Origin of the sequence: Pseudoalteromonas sp. OF5H-5 (assembly GCF_021530695.1) — a bacterium.
GTDB lineage: Bacteria > Pseudomonadota > Gammaproteobacteria > Enterobacterales > Alteromonadaceae > Pseudoalteromonas.
This window is the reverse complement of record NZ_JAKGBF010000002.1, coordinates 428,491-449,398: the sequence shown is the minus strand read 5'-3', so window position 1 is coordinate 449,398 and position 20,908 is coordinate 428,491. Positions and strand designations below refer to the sequence as shown.

General features: G+C 41.3%; 16 protein-coding genes and 5 pseudogenes. 12 read left to right on the top strand and 9 right to left on the bottom strand.

Annotation, left to right across the window (positions count from 1 at the left end):
- The first annotated feature begins 1 nt into the window (after position 1).
- The 6 genes from L1271_RS04680 to L1271_RS04655 all read left to right on the top strand — a co-directional run bounded on the left by L1271_RS04680 (position 2) and on the right by L1271_RS04655 (position 6,864).
- On the top strand, positions 2-247 hold the full coding sequence (locus L1271_RS04680) for a YfhL family 4Fe-4S dicluster ferredoxin (RefSeq protein ID WP_010377334.1): 246 nt from the start codon (positions 2-4) through the stop codon (positions 245-247).
- Between the two features lie 233 nt (positions 248-480).
- A complete protein-coding gene (locus L1271_RS04675; RefSeq protein ID WP_235366960.1) occupies positions 481-3,168 on the top strand; it encodes a PAS domain-containing sensor histidine kinase in 2,688 nt (895 codons plus the stop codon).
- 2 nt (positions 3,169-3,170) lie between these two features.
- Positions 3,171-3,575, top strand: coding sequence for a response regulator (locus L1271_RS04670; RefSeq protein WP_010605674.1), 405 nt, complete (start codon positions 3,171-3,173; stop codon positions 3,573-3,575).
- A 2-nt stretch (positions 3,576-3,577) separates the two neighbouring features.
- Positions 3,578-4,516 carry a GGDEF domain-containing protein gene (locus tag L1271_RS04665; protein WP_235366951.1) on the top strand — a complete coding sequence of 313 codons (939 nt, stop codon included), beginning with the start codon at positions 3,578-3,580 and terminating at the stop codon, positions 4,514-4,516.
- Positions 4,517-4,863: 347 nt separating this feature from the next.
- Positions 4,864-6,024 carry a M23 family metallopeptidase gene (locus L1271_RS04660; RefSeq protein WP_235366949.1) on the top strand — a complete coding sequence of 387 codons (1,161 nt, stop codon included), beginning with the start codon at positions 4,864-4,866 and terminating at the stop codon, positions 6,022-6,024.
- Between the two features lie 126 nt (positions 6,025-6,150).
- Positions 6,151-6,864 (top strand): response regulator transcription factor, encoded by a 714-nt coding sequence (locus L1271_RS04655; RefSeq protein ID WP_102056135.1) that lies wholly within the window; start codon positions 6,151-6,153, stop codon positions 6,862-6,864.
- Between the two features lie 91 nt (positions 6,865-6,955).
- Here L1271_RS04655 and pyrE read toward each other — a convergent pair whose 3' ends face one another.
- Positions 6,956-7,600 carry an orotate phosphoribosyltransferase gene (pyrE, locus tag L1271_RS04650; RefSeq protein WP_010605678.1) on the bottom strand — a complete coding sequence of 215 codons (645 nt, stop codon included), beginning with the start codon at positions 7,598-7,600 and terminating at the stop codon, positions 6,956-6,958.
- A gap of 21 nt (positions 7,601-7,621) precedes the next feature.
- The gene (rph, locus tag L1271_RS04645; protein ID WP_010377321.1) at positions 7,622-8,335 is read right to left on the bottom strand and encodes a ribonuclease PH; all 714 of its coding nucleotides are present in this window, start codon (positions 8,333-8,335) and stop codon (positions 7,622-7,624) included.
- Positions 8,336-8,488: 153 nt separating this feature from the next.
- On the opposite strand from rph, the gene L1271_RS04640 reads away from it, so the two are divergent.
- A complete protein-coding gene (locus tag L1271_RS04640; protein WP_235366947.1) occupies positions 8,489-9,349 on the top strand; it encodes a YicC/YloC family endoribonuclease in 861 nt (286 codons plus the stop codon).
- Between the two features lie 184 nt (positions 9,350-9,533).
- Positions 9,534-10,802 (top strand): tyrosine-type recombinase/integrase, encoded by a 1,269-nt coding sequence (locus L1271_RS04635; RefSeq protein WP_235366944.1) that lies wholly within the window; start codon positions 9,534-9,536, stop codon positions 10,800-10,802.
- Positions 10,803-10,865: 63 nt separating this feature from the next.
- Here the strand turns inward: L1271_RS04635 and L1271_RS04630 are convergent, their stop codons facing one another.
- The 5 genes from L1271_RS04630 to L1271_RS04610 all read right to left on the bottom strand — a co-directional run bounded on the left by L1271_RS04630 (position 10,866) and on the right by L1271_RS04610 (position 17,776).
- Positions 10,866-13,796: a type III restriction-modification system endonuclease gene (locus tag L1271_RS04630; protein WP_235366937.1), complete on the bottom strand. Its 2,931-nt coding sequence runs from the start codon at positions 13,794-13,796 to the stop codon at positions 10,866-10,868.
- Positions 13,796-15,748, bottom strand: coding sequence for a site-specific DNA-methyltransferase (locus tag L1271_RS04625; protein WP_235366936.1), 1,953 nt, complete (start codon positions 15,746-15,748; stop codon positions 13,796-13,798). Before L1271_RS04625 ends, L1271_RS04630 begins: the two co-directional genes overlap by 1 nt.
- A gap of 27 nt (positions 15,749-15,775) precedes the next feature.
- Positions 15,776-16,060 (bottom strand): hypothetical protein, encoded by a 285-nt coding sequence (locus L1271_RS04620; protein WP_235366935.1) that lies wholly within the window; start codon positions 16,058-16,060, stop codon positions 15,776-15,778.
- 413 nt (positions 16,061-16,473) lie between these two features.
- Positions 16,474-17,439, bottom strand: coding sequence for a hypothetical protein (locus L1271_RS04615; RefSeq protein WP_235366934.1), 966 nt, complete (start codon positions 17,437-17,439; stop codon positions 16,474-16,476).
- Positions 17,440-17,578: 139 nt separating this feature from the next.
- Positions 17,579-17,776, bottom strand: coding sequence for a hypothetical protein (locus tag L1271_RS04610; RefSeq protein ID WP_095728696.1), 198 nt, complete (start codon positions 17,774-17,776; stop codon positions 17,579-17,581).
- A gap of 184 nt (positions 17,777-17,960) precedes the next feature.
- Between L1271_RS04610 and L1271_RS04605 the strand changes: the two genes are divergently transcribed.
- On the top strand, positions 17,961-18,200 hold the full coding sequence (locus L1271_RS04605; RefSeq protein ID WP_138527250.1) for a helix-turn-helix domain-containing protein: 240 nt from the start codon (positions 17,961-17,963) through the stop codon (positions 18,198-18,200).
- 118 nt (positions 18,201-18,318) lie between these two features.
- On the opposite strand, the pseudogene L1271_RS24915 reads toward L1271_RS04605, so the two are convergent.
- A pseudogene (locus L1271_RS24915) lies at positions 18,319-18,438 on the bottom strand (transposase); the annotation flags it as partial.
- A gap of 72 nt (positions 18,439-18,510) precedes the next feature.
- Between L1271_RS24915 and L1271_RS04595 the strand changes: the two are divergent.
- Positions 18,511-18,670: pseudogene (locus L1271_RS04595) on the top strand (IS66 family transposase); the annotation flags it as partial.
- Positions 18,671-18,897: 227 nt separating this feature from the next.
- Here L1271_RS04595 and L1271_RS04590 read toward each other — a convergent pair.
- Positions 18,898-20,145: pseudogene (locus tag L1271_RS04590) on the bottom strand (IS5 family transposase); the annotation flags it as partial.
- 122 nt (positions 20,146-20,267) lie between these two features.
- On the opposite strand from L1271_RS04590, the pseudogene L1271_RS04585 reads away from it, so the two are divergent.
- Both L1271_RS04585 and L1271_RS04580 read left to right on the top strand, forming a co-directional pair.
- A pseudogene (locus L1271_RS04585) lies at positions 20,268-20,675 on the top strand (IS66 family transposase); the annotation flags it as partial.
- Between the two features lie 17 nt (positions 20,676-20,692).
- Positions 20,693-20,821, top strand: a pseudogene (locus L1271_RS04580) (IS3 family transposase); the annotation flags it as partial.
- Positions 20,822-20,908: the final 87 nt, after the last annotated feature.

Here is a 20,908-nt window from a genome sequence, read left to right as displayed (position 1 = left end):
GATGGCACTACTTATTAATGATAAATGTATCAACTGTGATATGTGCGACCCTGAGTGTCCTAATCAGGCCATTTACATGGGCGATAAAATTTATCAAATTGACCCTGACAAATGCACTGAATGCGTCGGCCATTACGACACACCAACCTGTGTAAGTGTCTGCCCCATTGATTGCATCAAACCAGATCCAAACCACAAAGAAAGCCTTGATCAGTTAGCCGAAAAGTACCTTCGACTCACTGAATAACAAGGTGAAGCCACGCGCTTCACCTTGTTAATCTCTCAACTCCCCCTCTTCCCTACCTCACGATAAAGATTTCTTACACCTCTTGTCGAAATTTCAAATAGATATACTACAGTTAAAGCAGAGCATTAGGACTTTTAAAGCGTATTTTACTATCGCAGCTTGAGTGCGCTTTTAGCGTCTTAACGGCGGATGTTTTTATATGAATCGACTTTACGTTGAGGTAAGGAAATAACATGGATTTGAACTCGTTTGAGTCATTTTTTAATAGCGCGTACATGCCGCATGGTCATTGCTATTTGTGGCAACCTCACCTTCTATGGACCAATGTCATCTCCGATATATTGATAGCCGCCGCCTACTTTTCTATTCCTATGGCGATTATGATTTATGCAAAACAACGCCCTGACGTTGGCAGAAATTGGGTCTTTGTGTTGTTCTGTAGCTTCATCACCTTATGTGGACTCACGCACTTAATTGGCGTTTATACCGTTTGGCATGGCGCTTATGGTATTCATGGCATTTCAAAAGCAGTCACAGCGTTTATCTCAATGGTAACGGCGGTTTATCTTTTTAGACTTATCCCAAGCGCCGTCGCAATCCCAACTCCCAATCAATTCCATGGCGTGACCGCAAGGCTCAAACGTATTACCGATGAAAAGCAAGCGCTTCATTCGCAACTCGACCAACACAGAGTTACCGAGTTTATGCTCGATGCCTTACCCACTAGTACCTTGCTACTTGACCAGCTACTCACCGTGAGTAAGTGCAATCCTTATTTTTATCGCGAGCTTGGGTACGACACGCCAGATGCATTAATTGGGCTGAGACTACACGATATCGTCAGTTTGGATGATCCGTTCTACAGCTTAGAATCCATTAGCCAATCTCTACTCAACCAAAACGATTACAGTAAAGAAGCACTGTGCCATGTGAAAGACAAATTTGGCAATCTAATCCCGATGGAGATGCGCTTAGTACAAGAACCCCATGACGGTGCCAATCTCATTTTAGCGGTGTTTAATAACCTATCGTCACTTAAACGCACAGAGCAAGCACTTGCGGAATCCACCGAACAAATGAAGCGTGCAATTGGGGCAACCGAAGATGGCATTTGGGAGTGGAACGTTGTCGACAACAGCGTCAGCTATTCATCTCGTTTAAAAACCATGATAGGTAAGCGCGACGACGAAAAAGTCACCTATGACGATTGGTTTGCACATATCCACCCAGACCATCAGGGCAAAGTGCAAGATGCCATAGATCATCACTTTGCCACCAAAGATCAATATTTTGTCGAGTACTTAGGGCGAGACAACAAAGGAGAATACGCTTGGTTTTCCGCCGTAGGCAACAGCCAATTTGACGACCACGGTAAAGCATTGGTGATGTCTGGAGCACTTAGAAATATCCATCAGAAAAAATCCCTTGAGCTGCAAGTTGCGGAAAAAAACAAAATTCTCAATGCCATCTACGAAGGTGCAAGTCAGGCTATTTGGCTATTAAAGGTAGAAGAAAACCAAACATTTCGAGTGCTCGAGTACAATAAGTTTGCTTGTCAACGCACTGGCGTCAAACTTGATGAAATATTGGGTAAAACCCTCAGCGAACTAAGGGGGACAGTGTTAGAAGCGGAGCTAGTAGATAGAATCGAAAAAAACTACCAACTTTGTGTTGAGGTCGCAAAACCCGTAGATTACACCGAAATGATACCGTTTAAAAACAAAGAGTATTGGTATCAGACGACTCTTTATCCACTTAAAGACAGTAAAAACCAAGTTGAGCGGATCGTTGGTATCGCCGTCGATATTACTGCGCGAAAATTCGCAGAAAAAGAGCTAGAAGACAACCAACGCTTTTTACAGCGAATGATTGACTCAGCGGTGTGTGGCCTTTATCTCTACGACTTAAAACTCCACAAAAACACGCGCATAAACAAGCGTTATACCCAACTCCTTGGTTATACAATTCAAGAGTTAGAAAGTTCAAATTTAGAACTATGTTTTCATGAAAGTGAACGCGCACTCGTTTACGAGCATATTGATGAAGTGAGAGCCAGCCAAGACGGTGAACTTATCCCGATAAAATATCGCTTTAGACACAAAGAAGGGCATTGGGTTTGGTGTTATTCTGTCGATACCGTGATCACTCGAGATCACAATGGCGAGCCAGAGTTGATGCTGGGTACTTTTGTCGATATGACCGAGCACACCGAATTGCTATTACAGCTGCAAGAATCCAACGCCCACCTTGAGCACTTTGCCTACATTGCGTCTCATGACTTGCAAGAGCCACTCAGAAAGATCACCGCTTTTTCGGACAGTTTGGCGCAAAGAATTACGCCAGAGTTGAAAGACTACGACGATGCAAAGTTTGAAATAGAGCGCTTGGTAGATGCCAGTCAACGAATGCGGATAATGATCCAAGACCTACTCAAGTTATCACGCTTGCATTCCCATGAGTTGAAGCTACAAACAACTAATCTAACTTTATTGCTAGAAGATATCTGTGAAGTGATGAGCTTTAGTATCGAGGAAAGCGGCGCAGAAATTAAACTCGAGAATGGTGATATACCCATCGAACTTGATCCCTCGCTTTTTCTTCAAGTGCTGCAAAACTTAATCAGTAACAGCATTAAATTTAAGTCACCAGAGCTTACGCCCGTGGTCCAAATTTACGCCAGCCAAACCGGCCATGAAACGGTGATCCATTACAAAGACAATGGACTTGGAATCCCAAAATCTCGACGCCAGCAAATCTTTGAACCGTTCAGGCGTTTTGGCACCACACAAGAGTATGGCAGTGGTATTGGCCTTGCGCTGTGCCGACAAATCGTAAAACTACATGGCGGCACAATAAAATGCCTGCAAAGTGATGATGGCGCTTTGTTTGAAATCATACTGCCAAAAGAAGTTAAGGAGTAATAATGGAACTGTTATTAGTTGAAGATGATCCAGATGATGTTTACTTTTTTAAAAGAGCATACAGCAGTATTACCAATGCGCCAGAGCTTAAAATTTTTTCTGACGGTCATGAGCTGCTACATTACCTCGATTCTATCGCAACTTACGACCAAGTTATCTTGCTGGATTTAAACATGCCAAAAATGAGTGGCTTTGAAGTCATGGAAGCTTTAAAAAATGAACAAGTTGCCGATAAATTAATAACGGTATGCTATACCACCTCCACTCACCACAGTGACATTCGTAAAGCATATCAATTGGGTGCTAAGTCATATATTACCAAGCCTGGACGCTTAAGTGATTTAGAGTCGTTGATCAAATTAATCAAGCAGTATTGGTTTGACAATAACTGTGTCGTGCAAGGGTAACTATGAATACATGGCTGATTTATCTTCTTGAAGACAACGATGAAGATGCTTACTTAGTAAAGCGCACACTTGCAAGTACTGACGGTAGACAAAAGTTTAACGTTAAACATTTTAAAAATTTAGAACAACTTGAAACCGCCTTAAATACAGTCAAGCCTGAAGCCATCCTAATCGATTTGAATATCGATGAGAGTCAAGGTCTTACCACGCTGATTAAAGTAAAGCAGTTACCCGTCAGCGCCCCTATAATCGTGTTAACTGGGGTATCTGAAACGCTGTTTGGCGAAAAAGCAATTCAACTTGGTGCGCAAGATTATATCCCAAAACATGAAGTGAACGGCCCACTACTGGCACGTACAATTACCTTCTCAAAAGAACGCTACGAAATGCAGCGGAATCTAGAGAACCTGGTGGTTATGGATAGACTCACTATGTTACATAACCGCGGCGCATTTGATAGCGAACTAGAAAGAGCGATTAGTGAATCAGAGCGATATGGTCATGGATTTGGTGTGTTGTTTATTGATCTCGACAACTTTAAACCAGTCAATGATCAACTTGGTCATCAAGCAGGCGACCAATTGCTCAAAATACTGTCGGCAAAACTTAAAATGTATAAACGTGCTTCGGACTTTGTAGCACGCTACGGTGGTGATGAATTCGTGGTTATCGCCCCTCACCTGACCGAAAAAAACCAGTTACGAAAACTGGCTCAGCATAAGTATGACTTGCTAAGTGATAATTACTGTCTCCAAGATGAAAGCGCCAACATCCGCGAAGTAAAGCTAGACTTGAGTATCGGTGCTGTGATTTATCCCACTGACGCAACATCGGCTGAAGAGTTAGTTGCTAAGGCCGACAAAGCTATGTATCACGCAAAAACTAATAAACTACCTTACGCGTTATACTCGGATGCAGGGCTCACGACAAAACAGGAATAGAGAGAGCTATTCAACTCTATTGTGCAAGTATTGCCTATCTGACTTTCGCCTAACATGGTTGCGCCTTTCGACGAGAGGCAAAACATTACTTCGCTGTTTTCGGCGCTCTCCTCCTTGTCTTTCCTCTAGCAACTCTTCAAGCTGAGACAGAGTAATTTGCCTTCTCATAGCAACCTCCGCATCACATTAATTTATTTTCTATAGTCGCTTTTACCCTAAAACCCAAGCTATCGGATCAGGAACATATGATCCATATCAAAGAAACCATACTGTAAACTTTTATTTTACAAAATGATCACATTTAGGTATAACTTGATTGAACAAAAAACAAACAGAAAGGATACAACATGAAACGCCACTATCTATCAGCGTGTTTAGTCGCGCTCCTCTCACATCAGGCAACAGCTGCTGGTCAGCATGACTCAGTAGCTATACCTGAATTTACTGCGGAACACATCAGTGCCTTACCTATTTCTAGTGTAATGGCAGTAAACCCTGAACTGTTTCTTTTCAGCAATGCTTTACAACAAGTAGATTGGCAGCAAGTGCTTGACAGCACGGCACCACATTTAAGTGACAAGCTCGAAGTGCTCTTACACTATGCTGGATATGCCAGTATTAACCCTAAATTGTTGCTGGCACTAATGGAACTTGAATCTGGTGTGATAAGCAACCCAGATAAACAATCCCTCTCTGCACCGTTTGGTAAACTCTCTCATGAACAGGGGTTTGATGCGCAAGTAAAAGATGTAGCGCTTAATCTGAGTGCGAGGTACTACGCATTTCAAAAACTTCGCGATGAAGGCAAAGCCAAAAAGTTACCTGCGGTAAACGAAGCAACCGTTGCACTTGCAGATCTAACCCATACATCTGCAAACAAGCTATTAGACACCTATCAAACATTATTTAACGGCGAGTCATTAGCACTAAAAGCGGACCGCAACATCGCTTTTAGTGAGTGGGCTTCAACACAGGCAGTATCGGCTGCTAGCTTTAGCATGAGCTTTCCATGGCCGTCGGGTTACGCTTGGTATAGCGGTGGTGCACACTCAAATACAGGCTCTGGTTACCCTTACTCGTCGCTTGATTTTAATAACGGCTCAGGTGGCTGGGGAAGTAATACACCTTGGGTTCAAGCAGCGCACGGCGGCACAGTGACTCGCTACTCAGCTTGTAATATTCGCGTGACTCACTCAAGCGGTTATTCAACTCAATATTACCATATGGAAAGTTTGCAGTATAACACTGGTGATGTCATTTCTGCAGGCGCTTGGCTTGGCCGTTACGCGGACGATAAAGCAACAGCATTGTGCCAAGGCGGTCAATCAACCGGTCCTCACGTTCACTTTTCGCTACTGTACAACGGTGGGCATATTTCGCTGCATAATTGGTACATCAGTGGCTATCGTATAGATGTGGGTAACTCCAACTATGACGATAACTGTAATCGCTTCTTTTTTGAGAAGAATGGGTATCGTACTTGTGCATGGCGTGCGTTATATAAGTAACGTGAACTTGCACAACCATGGTATTAGGCTCAACTTTTTAGTTTGAGCCTAATAAAAAACTTAAAATTTTTGTAAAACAAATGTATATTAAATTTAATCAGGAATAAAAAAGGATTTAATACTTCTATGTTTGCAAAGGAATATTCCAATAACTCGCTAGCATGGCAAGATCGAGCGTTTTTTATTCTGACTCATGCTCGAGCTAATACCAGTTCCACAAATTATACCGTGCTTATCAAAGTGCTTGAGACACTGGGACATACGGTAAAAGTCGACACTCGACTACCAGAGTCTGCGCAACGCGAACAAATCGCGTTATTTTTGGTAGATACAGAACACCGAGATTGTAATGAACTTATCAGTGCTGAAGTAAAGCTATTGGCGGCTAAGCACAAGGTACTGCTATTTAATGCCAATGAAGACAACGTTAATGAAAAAACGGCGCTACTTGGCAATGTGAAAGGCATACTCTATCGCAACGCTCCGCCAGAGACGTTATTTCAAGGATTAAGCAGTGTGCTCAAAGGCGAGCTTTGGTTTTGTCGTAGTGCTATTTCAGAGGCGTTTAGCGAACTGATTGCCGCCATGCCACAAGCATTGCCTAACAGCGACATCATCTTAAGTAATGAAGAATTAAATATGCTTACCGGCAGAGAAAAATCTGTGATCAAGCTTATTGCTGCTGGTGCTAAAAACGAAGATATCGCTGATAGACTAAACATCAGTAGTCACACAGTTAAAACGCATATCTACAGCGCATTTAAAAAAACCAATTCACGCAACCGAGTTGAACTTGCTAATTGGGCACTACGCCATATACCGATAGTGAGTTTGAATTAAGAGCTGTGTAAAGACATACAATAAAACCGAGATAAAATAGAAGTGAATGAATGGCTAGCATGGTGCTAGCCATCAGCAGAAAATCGTAGGCTTACGCTACACCATAGCTATCACGGTATGCTTTAACTGCATCTAAGTGCGCATCCATACCACCTTGTTGCTCAAGGTAAGTAATCAAATCAGCCAATTTCACGATAGACACCACTTGAGTATTAAAGTCGCGCTCAACTTCCTGAATAGCAGAAAGCTCAGCTTTGCCTTTTTCTTGGCGATCTAATGCTATTAATACACCGGCAAGATCTGCACTATTAGCGGCAATGATCTCCATCGACTCACGAATAGCAGTACCCGCTGTGATCACATCATCAACAAGCATAATACGACCTTCAAGCGCCGAACCAACTAAGTTACCGCCTTCACCATGCTCTTTCTTTTCTTTACGATTAAAGCAATAAGGCACATCTTTGTTGTGATGATCGGCAAGTGCAACGGCTGTCGTTGTCGCAATAGGAATACCCTTGTACGCTGGGCCAAACAACACATCAAACTCAATGCCAGCATCTTCCAATGCCGAAGCATAGAAACGACCTAAACGCGCCAGATCACGACCTGTGTTAAACAAGCCTGCATTGAAAAAATAAGGGCTAGTACGACCAGACTTTAACGTAAACTCACCAAACTTAAGCACCTGCTTTTCTAAGGCAAATTCAATAAACTCTTTTTGATACGGTTTCATGTTTTTCCTACTGAGTGTTGATTACGCTAACGCTTGCTTTTGTAGATCAATGATTTCACGAATTGAATGTTTCGCAAGACCAAGTAACTCATCTAGCTCGTCGAACGAGAACGGTTCGCCTTCAGCTGTACCTTGTACTTCAATCAGTTTGCCAGTTTCAGTCATGATCACGTTCATGTCTGTCTCTGCTTCTGAATCTTCAAGATACTCAAGATCGGTAATTGGCTGACCTTTATAAACCCCAACCGAGATTGCCGCGATCATAAACTTTAACGGGTTTACATTGATCATGCCTTTGGCACGCATGTGTGTTAATGCATCGACCAATGCCACACAAGCACCGCTAATTGACGCCGTGCGTGTACCACCGTCCGCTTGAATAACATCACAGTCGATAGTAATGGTATTCTCACCTAACGCTTTTAAATCAACTGCGGCACGGAGAGCGCGCGCGATTAAGCGTTGAATTTCCATGGTACGGCCGCCTTGTTTGCCACGTGCCGCTTCACGGTTGTTACGCGTATGTGTAGAGCGCGGAAGCATACCGTATTCTGCGGTGATCCAGCCCTTGCCTTGACCTTTCATAAAGCGTGGCACACCCGCTTCTACAGAAGCCGTACATAACACTTTAGTGTTACCAAACTCTACCATTACTGAGCCTTCAGCGTGCATTGTATAGTTACGAGTAAATGTAACCGGCCTGATCTGATTTGCAGTTCTTTCGCTTGGACGCATCCACGTTCCCCCATCATCAAAATTTGCCGTACATTATAAAGGGATCATAGAGACTATGCCACGCGATCCGACTAAAAATAAAATTCACTTTAGGGCTGTGCGGAAATTCGGCTATAATGCCCCGGTTAAACCAAGCTAATTTAGGGACTTTATATGATCCATAGTATGACCGCCTACGCCCGCAAAGAAGTGAAAGGTGACTGGGGCACTGGGGTTTGGGAAATTCGTTCAGTGAATCAACGCTACCTCGAAACCTTTATCCGCGCACCAGAACAATTTAGAGGCTTAGAGCCAGTAATACGTGAACGCCTGCGTAAACACTTACAACGCGGCAAAGTTGAAGTATTCCTAAAGTTCACCGCAAATCCTGCGCACGTTGGCCAACTAACCGTCAACGAATCGCTTGCAAAGCAACTTGTTGAAAGCGCCAAGTGGCTACAATCACAAAGCGGCGGTGATATCAATCCTGTAGATATTCTACGCTGGCCTGGCGTAATGGAAGCTGAAGAAGTCGATTTAGACACCGTAAACAGCGAACTGTTAGGTGGCTTTGATGAGCTAATAGAAGACTTTAAAGCTGCACGAGCAAGTGAAGGCGAAAACCTAGAAACCATGCTCATCACCCGTCTTGAAGGTATTCTAGAGCAAGTTGCCATCGTTGAAGGCTACATGCCTGAAGTCACTAAGTGGCAACGTGAAAAACTTTCACAAAAATTAGAAGAACTAAAAACCGACATTGACGAAGGCCGCCTAGAGCAAGAGCTAATTTACCTTGCGCAAAAGCAAGATGTTGCAGAAGAGCTCGACCGCCTCAAGTCACACGTCAAAGAAACCCACAAAATCCTCAAAAAAGGAGGCGCTTGTGGCCGTCGTTTAGACTTTATGATGCAAGAATTCAACCGCGAATCTAACACCCTAGCCTCAAAGTCAATCAACAGCGAGATCACCAACGCCGCCGTTGAACTTAAAGTTCTAATTGAGCAAATGCGCGAGCAGATCCAGAATATAGAGTAACGTCCGATAACGTTTAATGAACTAAACAATATCATTTAAAATCAATATACTAGTTAAAACCTCATCCAATAAAATCCAGTAACTTCCAGTAATACCCACCAGCAATTGGTGGGTATACTGGGGAGTTTCTTTCTGATACATTACTTTCAAGCATAAACACTCCCCACTTTAATCAGAGGTGCATATGGGCAAGCTCACCGTACGTTCTGTTCAGTCATTCATAAAAGAGGCTTCTGAACAGATCCAAACTAAAAAAAGTGGTAAGTTAAGGCTTGCCGATGGTAATGGACTCTACATCGTCGTTCCAAAAAAGGGGGACCCCTACTGGATGATGAGATATACCATTGCAGGAAAGCGATCTGAAATGACAATTGGAAAGCATTCACTACTCTCATTAGCGGATGCTCGAAATAAAGCTATAGAGTACAAAAAGTCAGTTAATGAGGGCGTTGACCCGATCATGTCAAGACATAACGCTGAGAACAGTGAGTTCAGTACATTGGATGGACTATTTATTGATTGGCAGAAAGGAAATGAGAAGCGTTTAAAATATCCTAATATTCCTAGACGCATTTATACAAAAGATATTTCACCTTTAATTGGCAGATATAAGCTAAAAGCGATTAAGCCCTTAGATATAAAAAGAGTGATTGAGTCTATCGCCGACTCAGGTAGACCCAGTATTGCAAATGATGCGCTTCAGTATCTTAAGCAACTTTTCAACCATGCCATGAAGCTAGGCTTATCTGATAGTAACCCTGCACAGCCTTTCAACGTGAACGATGCTGGTGGTATGGAAAAAAGTAGAGAGCGAGCACTCACTTTCAAAGAGCTTGAATTCTTTTTCAAGGTTATGAGAGAACAGTCTGAGCAGATCTCCCGAGAAAATTATTTGGCATGTTCACTATTGGTGTGTCTAGGAGTGAGAAAACAAGAGCTTATACAGGCCAAGTGGCATGAATTTGATCTTTCCAATGCTATTTGGAAACTCCCAAAAGAACGCAGTAAAACAGGGCAAGGATTCACTATCCCACTTGCACTCCCCATCGTAGAGTGGTTAGAAGAATTAAAAGTCAGAAGTTGTGGATCAGAATATGTTTTCCCAAGTCGTCGACGCTCTAAAAATCCCTACATGGGAGCAGATACGTTAAACCGAGCCATTTCAAAGCTATTTGGTATCGAACCAGGAAAAAGCACACACTCCCCCAACCTCATGGGAGAGATTGAGCATTTTACTGTACATGATCTTAGACGCACATGTAGAAGCCTTCTATCCCAACTCAAGACCCCCAGCCATATCGCCGAAAGGTGCTTAAATCACAAATTGAAAGGTGTTGAGGGGATCTATGACCAATATGATTATTTTGATGAAAGAAAAGAGGCTTTGGATAAACTTGCGGTTTCAATCTCGCCACTAGTAAATATCACATCGAATAACGCAGAGAGCGTTTAAACTCTGTGTCGACTTAAACCACCAGCATCGATACCACTGGTGGTTTAAGTTACTTTAACAAGGTTACTTTGCTTGGTGGGCTGCAACTTGCTTGATGATGTCGTAGATGACATCACCAGCGAACTGAGTTTTAAACTCTACTTTCACTTCTTGACTTATTTGATTAAACAATACCTTAGCGTGCTCAATTTTACGTTCTTCCTCTTTTCTAAGGCTATCTTTTCCTTCGACATTCTTAGTTTCTATGATGAAATTGAGGTATTCGCCTTCACTCGTTTTTACCACATAAGCAAAGTCTGGCGAATAAGTGTACCCACCAGCTACGGGTATTTTGATTGAATTTTTTGGTATCTTAGTAAAAACCGAAACAGACTCAATCTCGCCATAGGTAATATTAAGTTTTTCTAGTTCCGAATCATAAAACACATCTTCAAATAAATAGTTATCTAGTGGTCTTAAAGAATGGTCAGAGTTAACCCCCAAATCACTAGCCGCAATATCTGTAAGTGCCCGCCCTTCTTCATCCGTAAATTTGGTCGGGTGCACACTACTAGAAATGATGTTGTAGCTAAGTTCAAATTTACTAAATGAGTTATGTAATAAGAACTTACTAAATCCCGATTTTATCTTTCTGATGGTCTGAATATTCAGGTAATCAGTAATGTTGACCGTATCTTGCACGGCAACAAACGCTTTGTGTAATGTGGATGGTTTAATGAATGCTACTTGTGACAAACGCCTAACGAACTCTTTGTACGTCATAGTACAAAATTTGATGAAATCGTCATCGTTCCCCAAAATAGTTTTTGACATTGCAGTATCGTTGCTTACATACACTTTTTCAATTCGGGTTTGAACGCCCGTTTTTTTGAACTTATCCGATTCTTCAAGCAGATATTTAGTGAAAAGCTTTAGAAAGTCTTCCTCACTAGCTATCTTGTACTCTAACACTGCTTTTTGATTGATCATTTGCCATAGCTGCTTTAGCTCATCAAACTTACCAACACGCATTTTTGAGCGGTTCCTGCCCTCTGTTGCAACTTTGATCTTTCCCTTCTTAACTCCACAGGGAAAAGCGTTTGGGTATTCAGCTTTGAGTCTGGCATATGCATCTGAGCCTAAAAGGTTTTCATTTTCATCAATAATGCCTTTTTGCACTAGATTCATCATCATTTTTAGAGAAGACACGTCAGAGTAGTGTGCAGCTATCCTCTCTTTTATTTCAGTCGTCAACTTAGATGGCACAGTTTCTTTGAAAGAGGTCTCATTCACTTCTTGAACTAATGAAGCAACAAAGTCTTTTTCTGTAAAATCAACGAAATAGTTAAGTCGAAATTCACCATTCACACGGGCCATGTATTCATTAACAGGCAAACGTAAACCACGACCAACCTCTTGAAGTTTGGAAGTTGTGCTACCACTTGAGCGTAATTTACAAAGCGTAAAGATATTTGGGTTATCCCAACCTTCTCGAAGCGTCCATTTAGAAAAGATAAATCGTCTAGGATTATCTAGCGATAGCAGTAGCTCTTTGTCGTGCAAAATTTCATTAATTTCTTGCTCAATTTTTTCATCTTTATCACTATTATCCTTAGAAAAGTAACCACCATGAACACTGCTTATGTCAGCTATCGTTTTCTCTAAGTACCTTTTATAAAACTCATCTTTTTCAGTTTTAAGAAGTGCCTTAGCTTCAGCTAAAGCCCACTCTTCAAATTTAGTTTTTAAGCTGCCTGAAATATTGTTTCCATCACGGTAGCCTTCAATATCATCTATGAAGAATAAGGTGAGAGGCTTGATCCGTGGGCGTTGCGTCAACATTTCTCGCTCAACTTTGAAATGTTCTTTAATCGCCCTACGCATCATGTTGTCTTCGAGCGTATCGGAGTATGAATATGGGTTGATTGACTCATTCACTTTCAACTCAACACCGTTACTAAGAACAACCATTTTTGTGTTCATCGCCTCAATGTATAAGTCGTGAATTTCTGGATGAGCCTTGGCTAACGACTCTCCTTTGCCTACTTTGATGATAGTCTTTGAACCATTTTCATTTAGCTCAAAGCTTGCTTCTTTTGTAGTTGATTTTTTGAGCGTCAAACTAGCAACATCATCACCAACCATCTCTTCAATAAAGGTGTTAATTCCTTTAACAAGGTCTTCATTAAAGGCATCGACGGCAGTTAAGCGATAAACAAGGTTTTCATATTTTTCATTGAATGTAGCACCGTAACGAATAATGCTTTGCGCATTGAATTTTTCAATATTGTTCCACGTTGTTTTTGTTTTAGGAAACTTATGAGGTTCATCAATTATAATAAAGGGTTTAACAGCACTAATTGCCTCAATTGGCGTGTTGTATCTATTATCTAACAAGCCACGGTCATAAACTTCTGTCAAAGACGGAGAGTTTACCATTCCTGAGTTAATCACCATTACGTGAATATATTTTTTGTTGTAGTTGTTTGCTTCTACAAAGTCGTGAATGGCCTGCGGCATATACGACTTTGCATTTTTTTTAGTGGATTTTTTACTCTCAACTACGTACGTTTTAAGTTCACGTTCTGTTTCTCTAAAGTGTTCTTTAAGGGCTTCACTTTTAAGGAAGTTCACCGTACCTGCTTTGATAGACAGCGTTGGCACTATGATAATAAACTTATTGATACCGAAAGCTTTGTTCAGCTCGAACATCGTTTTGGTGTAGGTGTACGTTTTACCTGTACCCGTTTCCATAGACACATCTATCACATTACTGTTTTCACTGTAATGTGCTTCAGAATGCTCAATACCGTTAAATTTTTGAATTGCTTTGATGTTTGAGCGCAATTGCTGTTTAGTGATCACTAATTCTGGGTTTGCTAATAATCGCGCACTTTGATCATTATCTAGCTTAGGCTCAGCACCAATGAACATGTTAAGTACAGCATCAACCCCCGCTTTTTGGTGCGGCAGATCCTTTTCAAACGTAAACCCTTTGCTTTTTTGAGTAGACATTAGTTACGTACCACCACATCAATCTCAATAGACTTTTTATTTGCGTAGCTTTTCAATGCTTCGTTCAATTCCATTTGCTTTACACTGTCAAAGTTGTTTGCATAATAAACAATCTTGTTTGGGTCAAAGTCTTTGTCATCCGTGTCATCAAGCTTATGAAGTAGAGCCTTGAGTGCTTTACTGCTAAAACCTGGAGCAATCATATACAAGCGCCTATCGCAAAGATGCGCTGTGTATCCATCCAGATCAATATCATAAATTGGTGTGGTTAACTCACTACCGTCATACAGGGCCCAAGTGGTGAGCAAGGTCTGATACTGCTCATCGGTCAGAAGTACATCGTCAAACATAGTAAGGTTCGATAGAGTAAGTTCTTTGTCGTCATCTACAGCACGGAAGTCTTCAACGGTTTCAAAAATTTTAAAACCCAGAGAACCTTGATGGTCTGGGAACTCCTTTAACAGTTTCTTAGTAGCCCGTGTTAGGCGCTCTTTTGTTATGTCAAATATTGTATTATAACCTTGCTGATATGCTACGCAGTCTTTTTCGCACTCTTCTGGAATTTGAACCGTTACAAATTGCCTGCTAATGGACTCTTCAGCATTCAGCTCCATAACTGCGTGTGCAGTTGTTCCTGAACCAGCGAAAAAATCCAGAACTATATCGTTTTCATCACTAGCAAGTGAAATACATTGTTTCATTAGCTCTAAAGGCTTCGGAAACTGTAAAACACCACTCATTTCTAGCTTCCCTGATTCGATAGTACCTTGCTCATTGATAAATTTGGTTTCACTCCAGATAGACTTAGCTTTCGTGGTGCTTTTTCTTGATTTTTCATAGATATTCCAGCCACCATCACGTTTTTGTTTACCAAAAACCGCTTTAGGAGTTGCATTAATACCTTCTTTTAAGAGCTTTTCTTTCCCCCATCTCCAACAACTTTCGACACCGCTGCTGTTTTTTGGAAAAACCTCTACGTTAAATTTTTCAGACGGTGATAGTGAGATAGGAGCTAAACCTTCAGTATCAATATTTGTTGTGTCAACATAAATTGGATAGTAAAGATTTGGACGATTGTGTTTTCCAAATTTAGGATTACGGTTTCTTAGCTCCCATAAATCATAACTACCATCTTTGTCTTTGAAAGGAAGCTTTCCATCCTTCTTTTCAAGCTCTCCTAATGAAGAATTTTCAGATTTATAATACACAAGGATATATTCATGACATTTGGCTATTTCCTTATATGTTTGACCACGCTTGTTTGATTGGACGATGATTTGAGATAAAAAATTTGCTTCGCCAAAAATTTCATCACATATAAGCTTCAGTTGACTCACTTCATTATCATCAATTGAAATGAAAATTACTCCATCTTCAGCTAATAATTCTTTGGCTACATAAAGTCTGGGATAAATAAAAGTTAGCCAAGCGCTGTGACTACTAGAGCCTTGGTCAGCATAGCTCAAAACTCTTTCTGCTTCTTCAATATCAATGCCTGCCAATTCAGAAAGTTGCTCTTTGGTGAATTTACGGTCATCGTTATATACAAAACCGTCTGAGCCAGTGTTGTAAGGCGGATCAATGTAGATCATTTTGACCTTTTCACTGTATGCATTCACTAGATGTTTTAATACCTCAAGGTTATCACCCTTGATAAGCAAGTTTTTACTGTCTTTATGTTGGTCTTGAGCGTTGTGCTCTTTGTCTGCGCGAATCAAAGTTTTTGGTGGTAAGTTCGCTAACAAACGAGAGTATGACTTACCTAACCAATTCAGTGAGTAGCTTTCTTTTGATAATTCAATTTCATTCGCATTGATTACCTCAAGCATCCTCTCTTGAATAAAGTTACCATCACGATCAAAGCAATTTGGGAAATGTTTTTTGAGAACGGCAATCTGCTTGCTGCTAGCAGTCTCAACATTTGAATATACTGTTTCTTTTTTAATGTTCATCTTTGTTCCAAATTCAATGATTTGTGATTAATCGTTTTCTTTTTTAGCTGTAATTTTAATAGAAGCTTCGTTTAGCCCAATGCGCAATAACTCTGCAATAGCGCCGTCTAAACTCTTGAAGATACGGGCCTCATAAGGCTGTCTAGAGCTACTGAGTACCAGCGGTTCACCTTTCCACTGCATACCGTCAAAAAATACCGTATACTTGCCTTTGGCTCCCACGACTTGTGCTTGATCTAAAGTACCAATTTTGACCCGCTCTTTTGCCATAGAGCTAAGAATACAGTTTCCGCTATTTAAATCTGAAGTCATCCATTTAACTCAACAATCGTTTTTTTCACAATATCAAATACTGTGACAAAACTATAGTTTTGTTCTTCAAACTTTATACATCTAAGCTTTCTTTATGCTGTTTTGATTAGCATGTAGCCGATTTTATAAAAGGTGGGCATTTAATCAGGGATGTGGTCATACAGATAGGCATTTATGTATTTAGCGGCTCTACAAGGTATAAAGCCGACACGTTATTATCACTTGCAGTGACATGTTGTACTCGTGAAATGTTTTGCCATCACTTCTTCTTTAGTAACTTAAGCGCAATGCCACCAGCCGTAAGTACTATTGGCGTGGCAATCTCAAGAATCCTTTTTATCTTATGCGATTTATTCGATGCACAGGCTGGACAATAGTCTGACTCGCCTTCTAAAAGCGTTCTTTCACATTTTTTACACTGTGACATGTTCCTGCTCCAATAATTCCGATGGTCTTAATTCCAGCTCAATAACTTCAGCTGTCGGTAACATTAATTCATTCAGGTAGTCCTTACTAATCAAGTTTCTGTATTCCTTGAACTGGCTCCAGCTTTCTTCAGGAAATACACCATTTACTTTAGGAACAAGCCTAGAGCGAGCTATAGCAATATCGACTCCTGCTTTTTCTACTTTGCTTAATCCATCATTGATGACGCTTAATGCAACGTCTCTTTCGTTCAAAAATATGAAACATCTCGCTATTGTCTTCAAAGCCTTTAAACAGCCACTAAATGACTCCATTGCCATTTGATGTTTTTCTTGTGCTTCCTCTGATTTATTTCCTATCCAATTATCAAAAAACGACAGTTTCTGCTCTGGAAGTTCCAAAATTTGCCTTTTTAATGCGCTAACCGTTTTTTCAAAGCCTCTAGTCAACTCAGGAATCGCTTGCAAAGTAAGTTGCTCTCGCCTTTCAGAGCTTTGCATTCCACATGCTTGGTTAAACAAAGTGTGACCAGCTTCAATCTCTGCAAGGCGGTCTCCATGCAACTCGGTAAATACTTTAGCGACCAGCGCTTCAATTCTGTTTAGTTGCATGGCAATGCTAACAAGCAAAACTTGAGTCCCCACCGCCTTAGCGGCCTTTAACAATGATGGTCCTATTTCTTGAAACTTGGCATGTTCTGCTATTTTCCCATCTTTATAAAACACACCTTTTAAATTACCTTGTGCATCTTGGTATAACTTCCCGCCCTCAGGCGCTAAAACTAACTTGTATACCGTATCTTGATTTAAATTTGAGGCTAGTTCAGGCAAGCCAGTGATACAACGCAGTTCAGATAACAAAGACTTTCGCTTTTTAGTAAACTCCTGCTTTTCATTGTCAGATAGGCCAGCCTCCATAGGTAAGCTAATTGGAACTAATTCACTGCCCTTCATATTTTGTCCTTTTATCCAGTTAACTTTAGCAATTAGCAAATAGTAACTTAGTCACTTTTGCTCCCATTTCAGCTTAGTTCACAACTATCAAAGATGCATAAATGGAAAGGCTTTATCCTCTCCATTTATGTATCATCAATCAAGCTTCAGCCACACGCTCGCTTTCTTTTTTAAGCTTTACAAAAGTCGTGATCGAATAACCCAACCCATACATTGCCCCAATGATCCCCCATCCAATTGCAGCTTCAACATCACTCTCTGCAAACGCTGATGCGAAAACAAAACATAATGGGAACAATACCATGCCAATAATTGACATAACTTTTACCGTAGACATAACAACTCCTTTAATTGATATAACGTTCAGTAGATAAAGGTTAAAAACCAAAACAACCTCTATAGAGGTTATAATGTATATCATAGTGAGTGGTTTATCCAGTGGTTAACAAGGACAATTTACAGCGAGTAGAATAATAAAAGAGCTTAGCTAGTTGATGGATGACCACGATGAGTCTTCGGTAATGAATGCCTTTGGCAAAGCAATTAAAGTAAAAAGAGTTGAAATTGGATTGACTCAAGAGGATCTTGCGGAACAATCTGGTTTGGCACGTTCTTTTGTATCAGGGGTTGAGCGTGGTGAAGCTAAAGCAACTATCATTTCAGTGTGGAAAATTGCAAAAGGGTTAAAATGCCTACCTTCCGAGTTATGGCTGGTGGCGGAAAGGCTAAATAGCACACAAACATTAAACAAAAAGCGTTAGCTCATCTCAGTTAGCTTTTACACTATAATCAGGAATTTTATGGACCCCCTAGACAAAATTTGTGATGCTCGTGAACAAATGCAAAGCAACTGTGAATGCTATCGGTGCCCCACATACCTTGAAAAAGAGCATGAGTGCTAATGCCGTGTTTACGACATGCGTCCTCAACTTTCATACCTGAGTCAGCTTCTTTTAGCACAGCAATGATCTTTGATTCGGTAAAACGTGATTTTTTCATAATTAGTCTCCTGCTTTAATGATTGCAGAAAACTCCAATTATGCATGTCTCATCTTATGGGAAGGCGACACTGTGGGCTTTTTGCAAGGGTACGCTGGTTATCTGCAATGTAGATGGCTATGCAGGCTACGAGCAAACTCAAGCCACTTTAGTGGGATGTTGGGCACATGCCAGACGCAAATTCAAAGAAACCGCAGACGCACAAGTTAAGGGCAAAACCGGTAAAGCCAACTGAGCACTTAACCACATTCAAAAGCTATATCGGGTTGAAACAGCAATCAAAGCCGCAAGCCCTAAAGAGTCGATCCTGAATATTGACGTTTTGATGCTCAGACTGGCTGAACCATATCAGTAATCAGTCCAGACTGAGTATTCTCTTTATCGACAGTTCTGTTATTGCACTGCACTTTTTACCGCTAATAGCTGATATAAAATCCAGGCATAAAAAAGCCGCAGTTAGGCTAGAACTTTACGGCAGTTTTGGCCTACACCCGCAAGCACCGCATTCAGTTTGTCACTGAGCTTTCCTTTTAAGCGGTTAAGCCCTAAGTGACTATCTTGTTTCATGTGCCCGATGATTGGATCTATGGTATTGCGTCGCTTGAGCTTCTTTTAATGCTCGGTGTCACTCCGCGCTTTTGCCCAGCAAGATACACATCATAACGCGTTGCTAAATGTCCTCGATAACCCCTACCTACAAAACAGCTGTATGGCCTTTTATCTGTGACGTTTTCTACTATTCTCAACGTTTCCCATAACGTGTCACCATCGTAGGGGTTACCGTGCATTGCATGAGCGCAGACCACAAACTGCTCTTTCAATGTTGTCGCGACACTCACTTTGACACCAAACTCATACGGCTTCGCGCTTTTTCCCTTGGAGATACATTCAACATCGGGTTCATGTAGGCTATAGAGTTTGTTTTTACTCGCTTTTTCTTGCTTTAACAGCCGCTCGGCCTGTTGTAGAGCATGGATAAACGCCTGGCTTGGCTGCTCAGTGATTTTCTCAAGATGTCTTTCATCACCCGTCTGAGATAGTTTTTCTGTTTTTTTAATGTTTTCTTCATGTGTTTAAATTGCTTGGCATGGGCATAGCGCGCTACTTTTTGTGCGGTCTTAGGGCCTACTCGTTCATAACTTTGTCTAAGCCGAATACCGGCTTGCTTAGCGAAACCAACCAGTTTATCACGGCATTTTTCTAGTAGTTTATTGTCGGTTGGGTCGGCGATATTTTTCTCCATGACGGTGCTGTCTACGACCACTTCCCGTAAGCTTGAAGGCTTGAAGGCTTGATGGTATTACTTTTAAGGCCCGCATCAACAGTTAACGACAGCATTAATTCAACCCCATCTTCGCCAATTCGCTTACGAAAGCGTGTCATTGAACTTGGGCAGCAAGGCGGCTCATGGGTGAAAAATTGCATGCCACAAAAATATTGCCAATACGGGTTTTCGCACCACATGGCTACCGTATTTTCGTCAGACAATTTGTGAATTTGTTTCAGGTATTCGAGGCCCGCACGCAGACGAATAGGCTTGGCACCAGCGCCTTTATCGTCATAGTGCTGTTTGAACTCGACCTCTAGACGCTGCCAATCAATGATTTTTGCCAGTTTCACCAGCTCATGGCGTGGTGAAACAATATCAATAAGCTCGATTTGAAACAGGTGCTTTTGTGGTGTTTGCGTGGTTGGTTTTGGTTTCATTTTTACACTCAAATTGCAATGTTTTGGCTATGTGATTCAAAAAAGCTGCAATTTTAGGGTAGTAAGATCGTTTAGATCTTCAAGTAATTCAATGAATTAAATCGATTTCAGGGGCGACTAAAGAAAGGCAAGCCAGAAGAGAAACACAAAGTGCGCCACTGCTTGAGCAGTTTAAAACCTGGCTAGAAAAATCAGCACAAACGGTGGTGCCAAAATCGAAGCTGGGCGGGGCTATCCACTACACGCTAAGACAATGGGCAAAACTCATTCGCTACCTCGACGATGGGCAGTTAAGCATAGACAACAACCGGGCTAAGCGGGCAATCAAACCGTTCGTCATAGGGCGAAAGAACTGGCTGTTTAGCTTCACCACAAGTGGCGTAGAGAGTAGCGCAATCCTCTATAGCGTGATCGAAACAGCCAGAGCAAAAGGCCACACCCCATTCGACTATGTGATGCATTGCTTAAACGCATTGGCTCAGCCACAGTGCGATATCGACACTTTGCTGCCCTGGCATGTTAGCCTCTAGGTGTACGCCGCGCGCTTACAAATGAGCATATGAGAGATGATGTGACAGCGTATATGCGCTATTACAACTTAGAACGACTTCATACGGCAAAAGGTGATCTGTCGCCAATTGAATATGGGCAATGTTCCTTAAGAAAAGTGTCCTGACTTAGTTTCGCAGAACACTATTCAGTGCTCTCAATATCAACAAAGTTGTAGCATTAATTAAATTTCCTTTGTTAATACAATACATTT

Coding starts and splice junctions, on each gene's coding strand:
- L1271_RS04680 (WP_010377334.1), top strand. CDS start 2: ATGGCACTACTTATTAATGATAAATGTATCAACTGTGATATGTGCGAC.
- L1271_RS04675 (WP_235366960.1), top strand. CDS start 481: ATGGATTTGAACTCGTTTGAGTCATTTTTTAATAGCGCGTACATGCCG.
- L1271_RS04670 (WP_010605674.1), top strand. CDS start 3,171: ATGGAACTGTTATTAGTTGAAGATGATCCAGATGATGTTTACTTTTTT.
- L1271_RS04665 (WP_235366951.1), top strand. CDS start 3,578: ATGAATACATGGCTGATTTATCTTCTTGAAGACAACGATGAAGATGCT.
- L1271_RS04660 (WP_235366949.1), top strand. CDS start 4,864: ATGAAACGCCACTATCTATCAGCGTGTTTAGTCGCGCTCCTCTCACAT.
- L1271_RS04655 (WP_102056135.1), top strand. CDS start 6,151: ATGTTTGCAAAGGAATATTCCAATAACTCGCTAGCATGGCAAGATCGA.
- pyrE (WP_010605678.1), bottom strand. CDS start 7,600: ATGAAACCGTATCAAAAAGAGTTTATTGAATTTGCCTTAGAAAAGCAG.
- rph (WP_010377321.1), bottom strand. CDS start 8,335: ATGCGTCCAAGCGAAAGAACTGCAAATCAGATCAGGCCGGTTACATTT.
- L1271_RS04640 (WP_235366947.1), top strand. CDS start 8,489: ATGATCCATAGTATGACCGCCTACGCCCGCAAAGAAGTGAAAGGTGAC.
- L1271_RS04635 (WP_235366944.1), top strand. CDS start 9,534: ATGGGCAAGCTCACCGTACGTTCTGTTCAGTCATTCATAAAAGAGGCT.
- L1271_RS04630 (WP_235366937.1), bottom strand. CDS start 13,796: ATGTCTACTCAAAAAAGCAAAGGGTTTACGTTTGAAAAGGATCTGCCG.
- L1271_RS04625 (WP_235366936.1), bottom strand. CDS start 15,748: ATGAACATTAAAAAAGAAACAGTATATTCAAATGTTGAGACTGCTAGC.
- L1271_RS04620 (WP_235366935.1), bottom strand. CDS start 16,060: ATGACTTCAGATTTAAATAGCGGAAACTGTATTCTTAGCTCTATGGCA.
- L1271_RS04615 (WP_235366934.1), bottom strand. CDS start 17,439: ATGAAGGGCAGTGAATTAGTTCCAATTAGCTTACCTATGGAGGCTGGC.
- L1271_RS04610 (WP_095728696.1), bottom strand. CDS start 17,776: ATGTCTACGGTAAAAGTTATGTCAATTATTGGCATGGTATTGTTCCCA.
- L1271_RS04605 (WP_138527250.1), top strand. CDS start 17,961: ATGAATGCCTTTGGCAAAGCAATTAAAGTAAAAAGAGTTGAAATTGGA.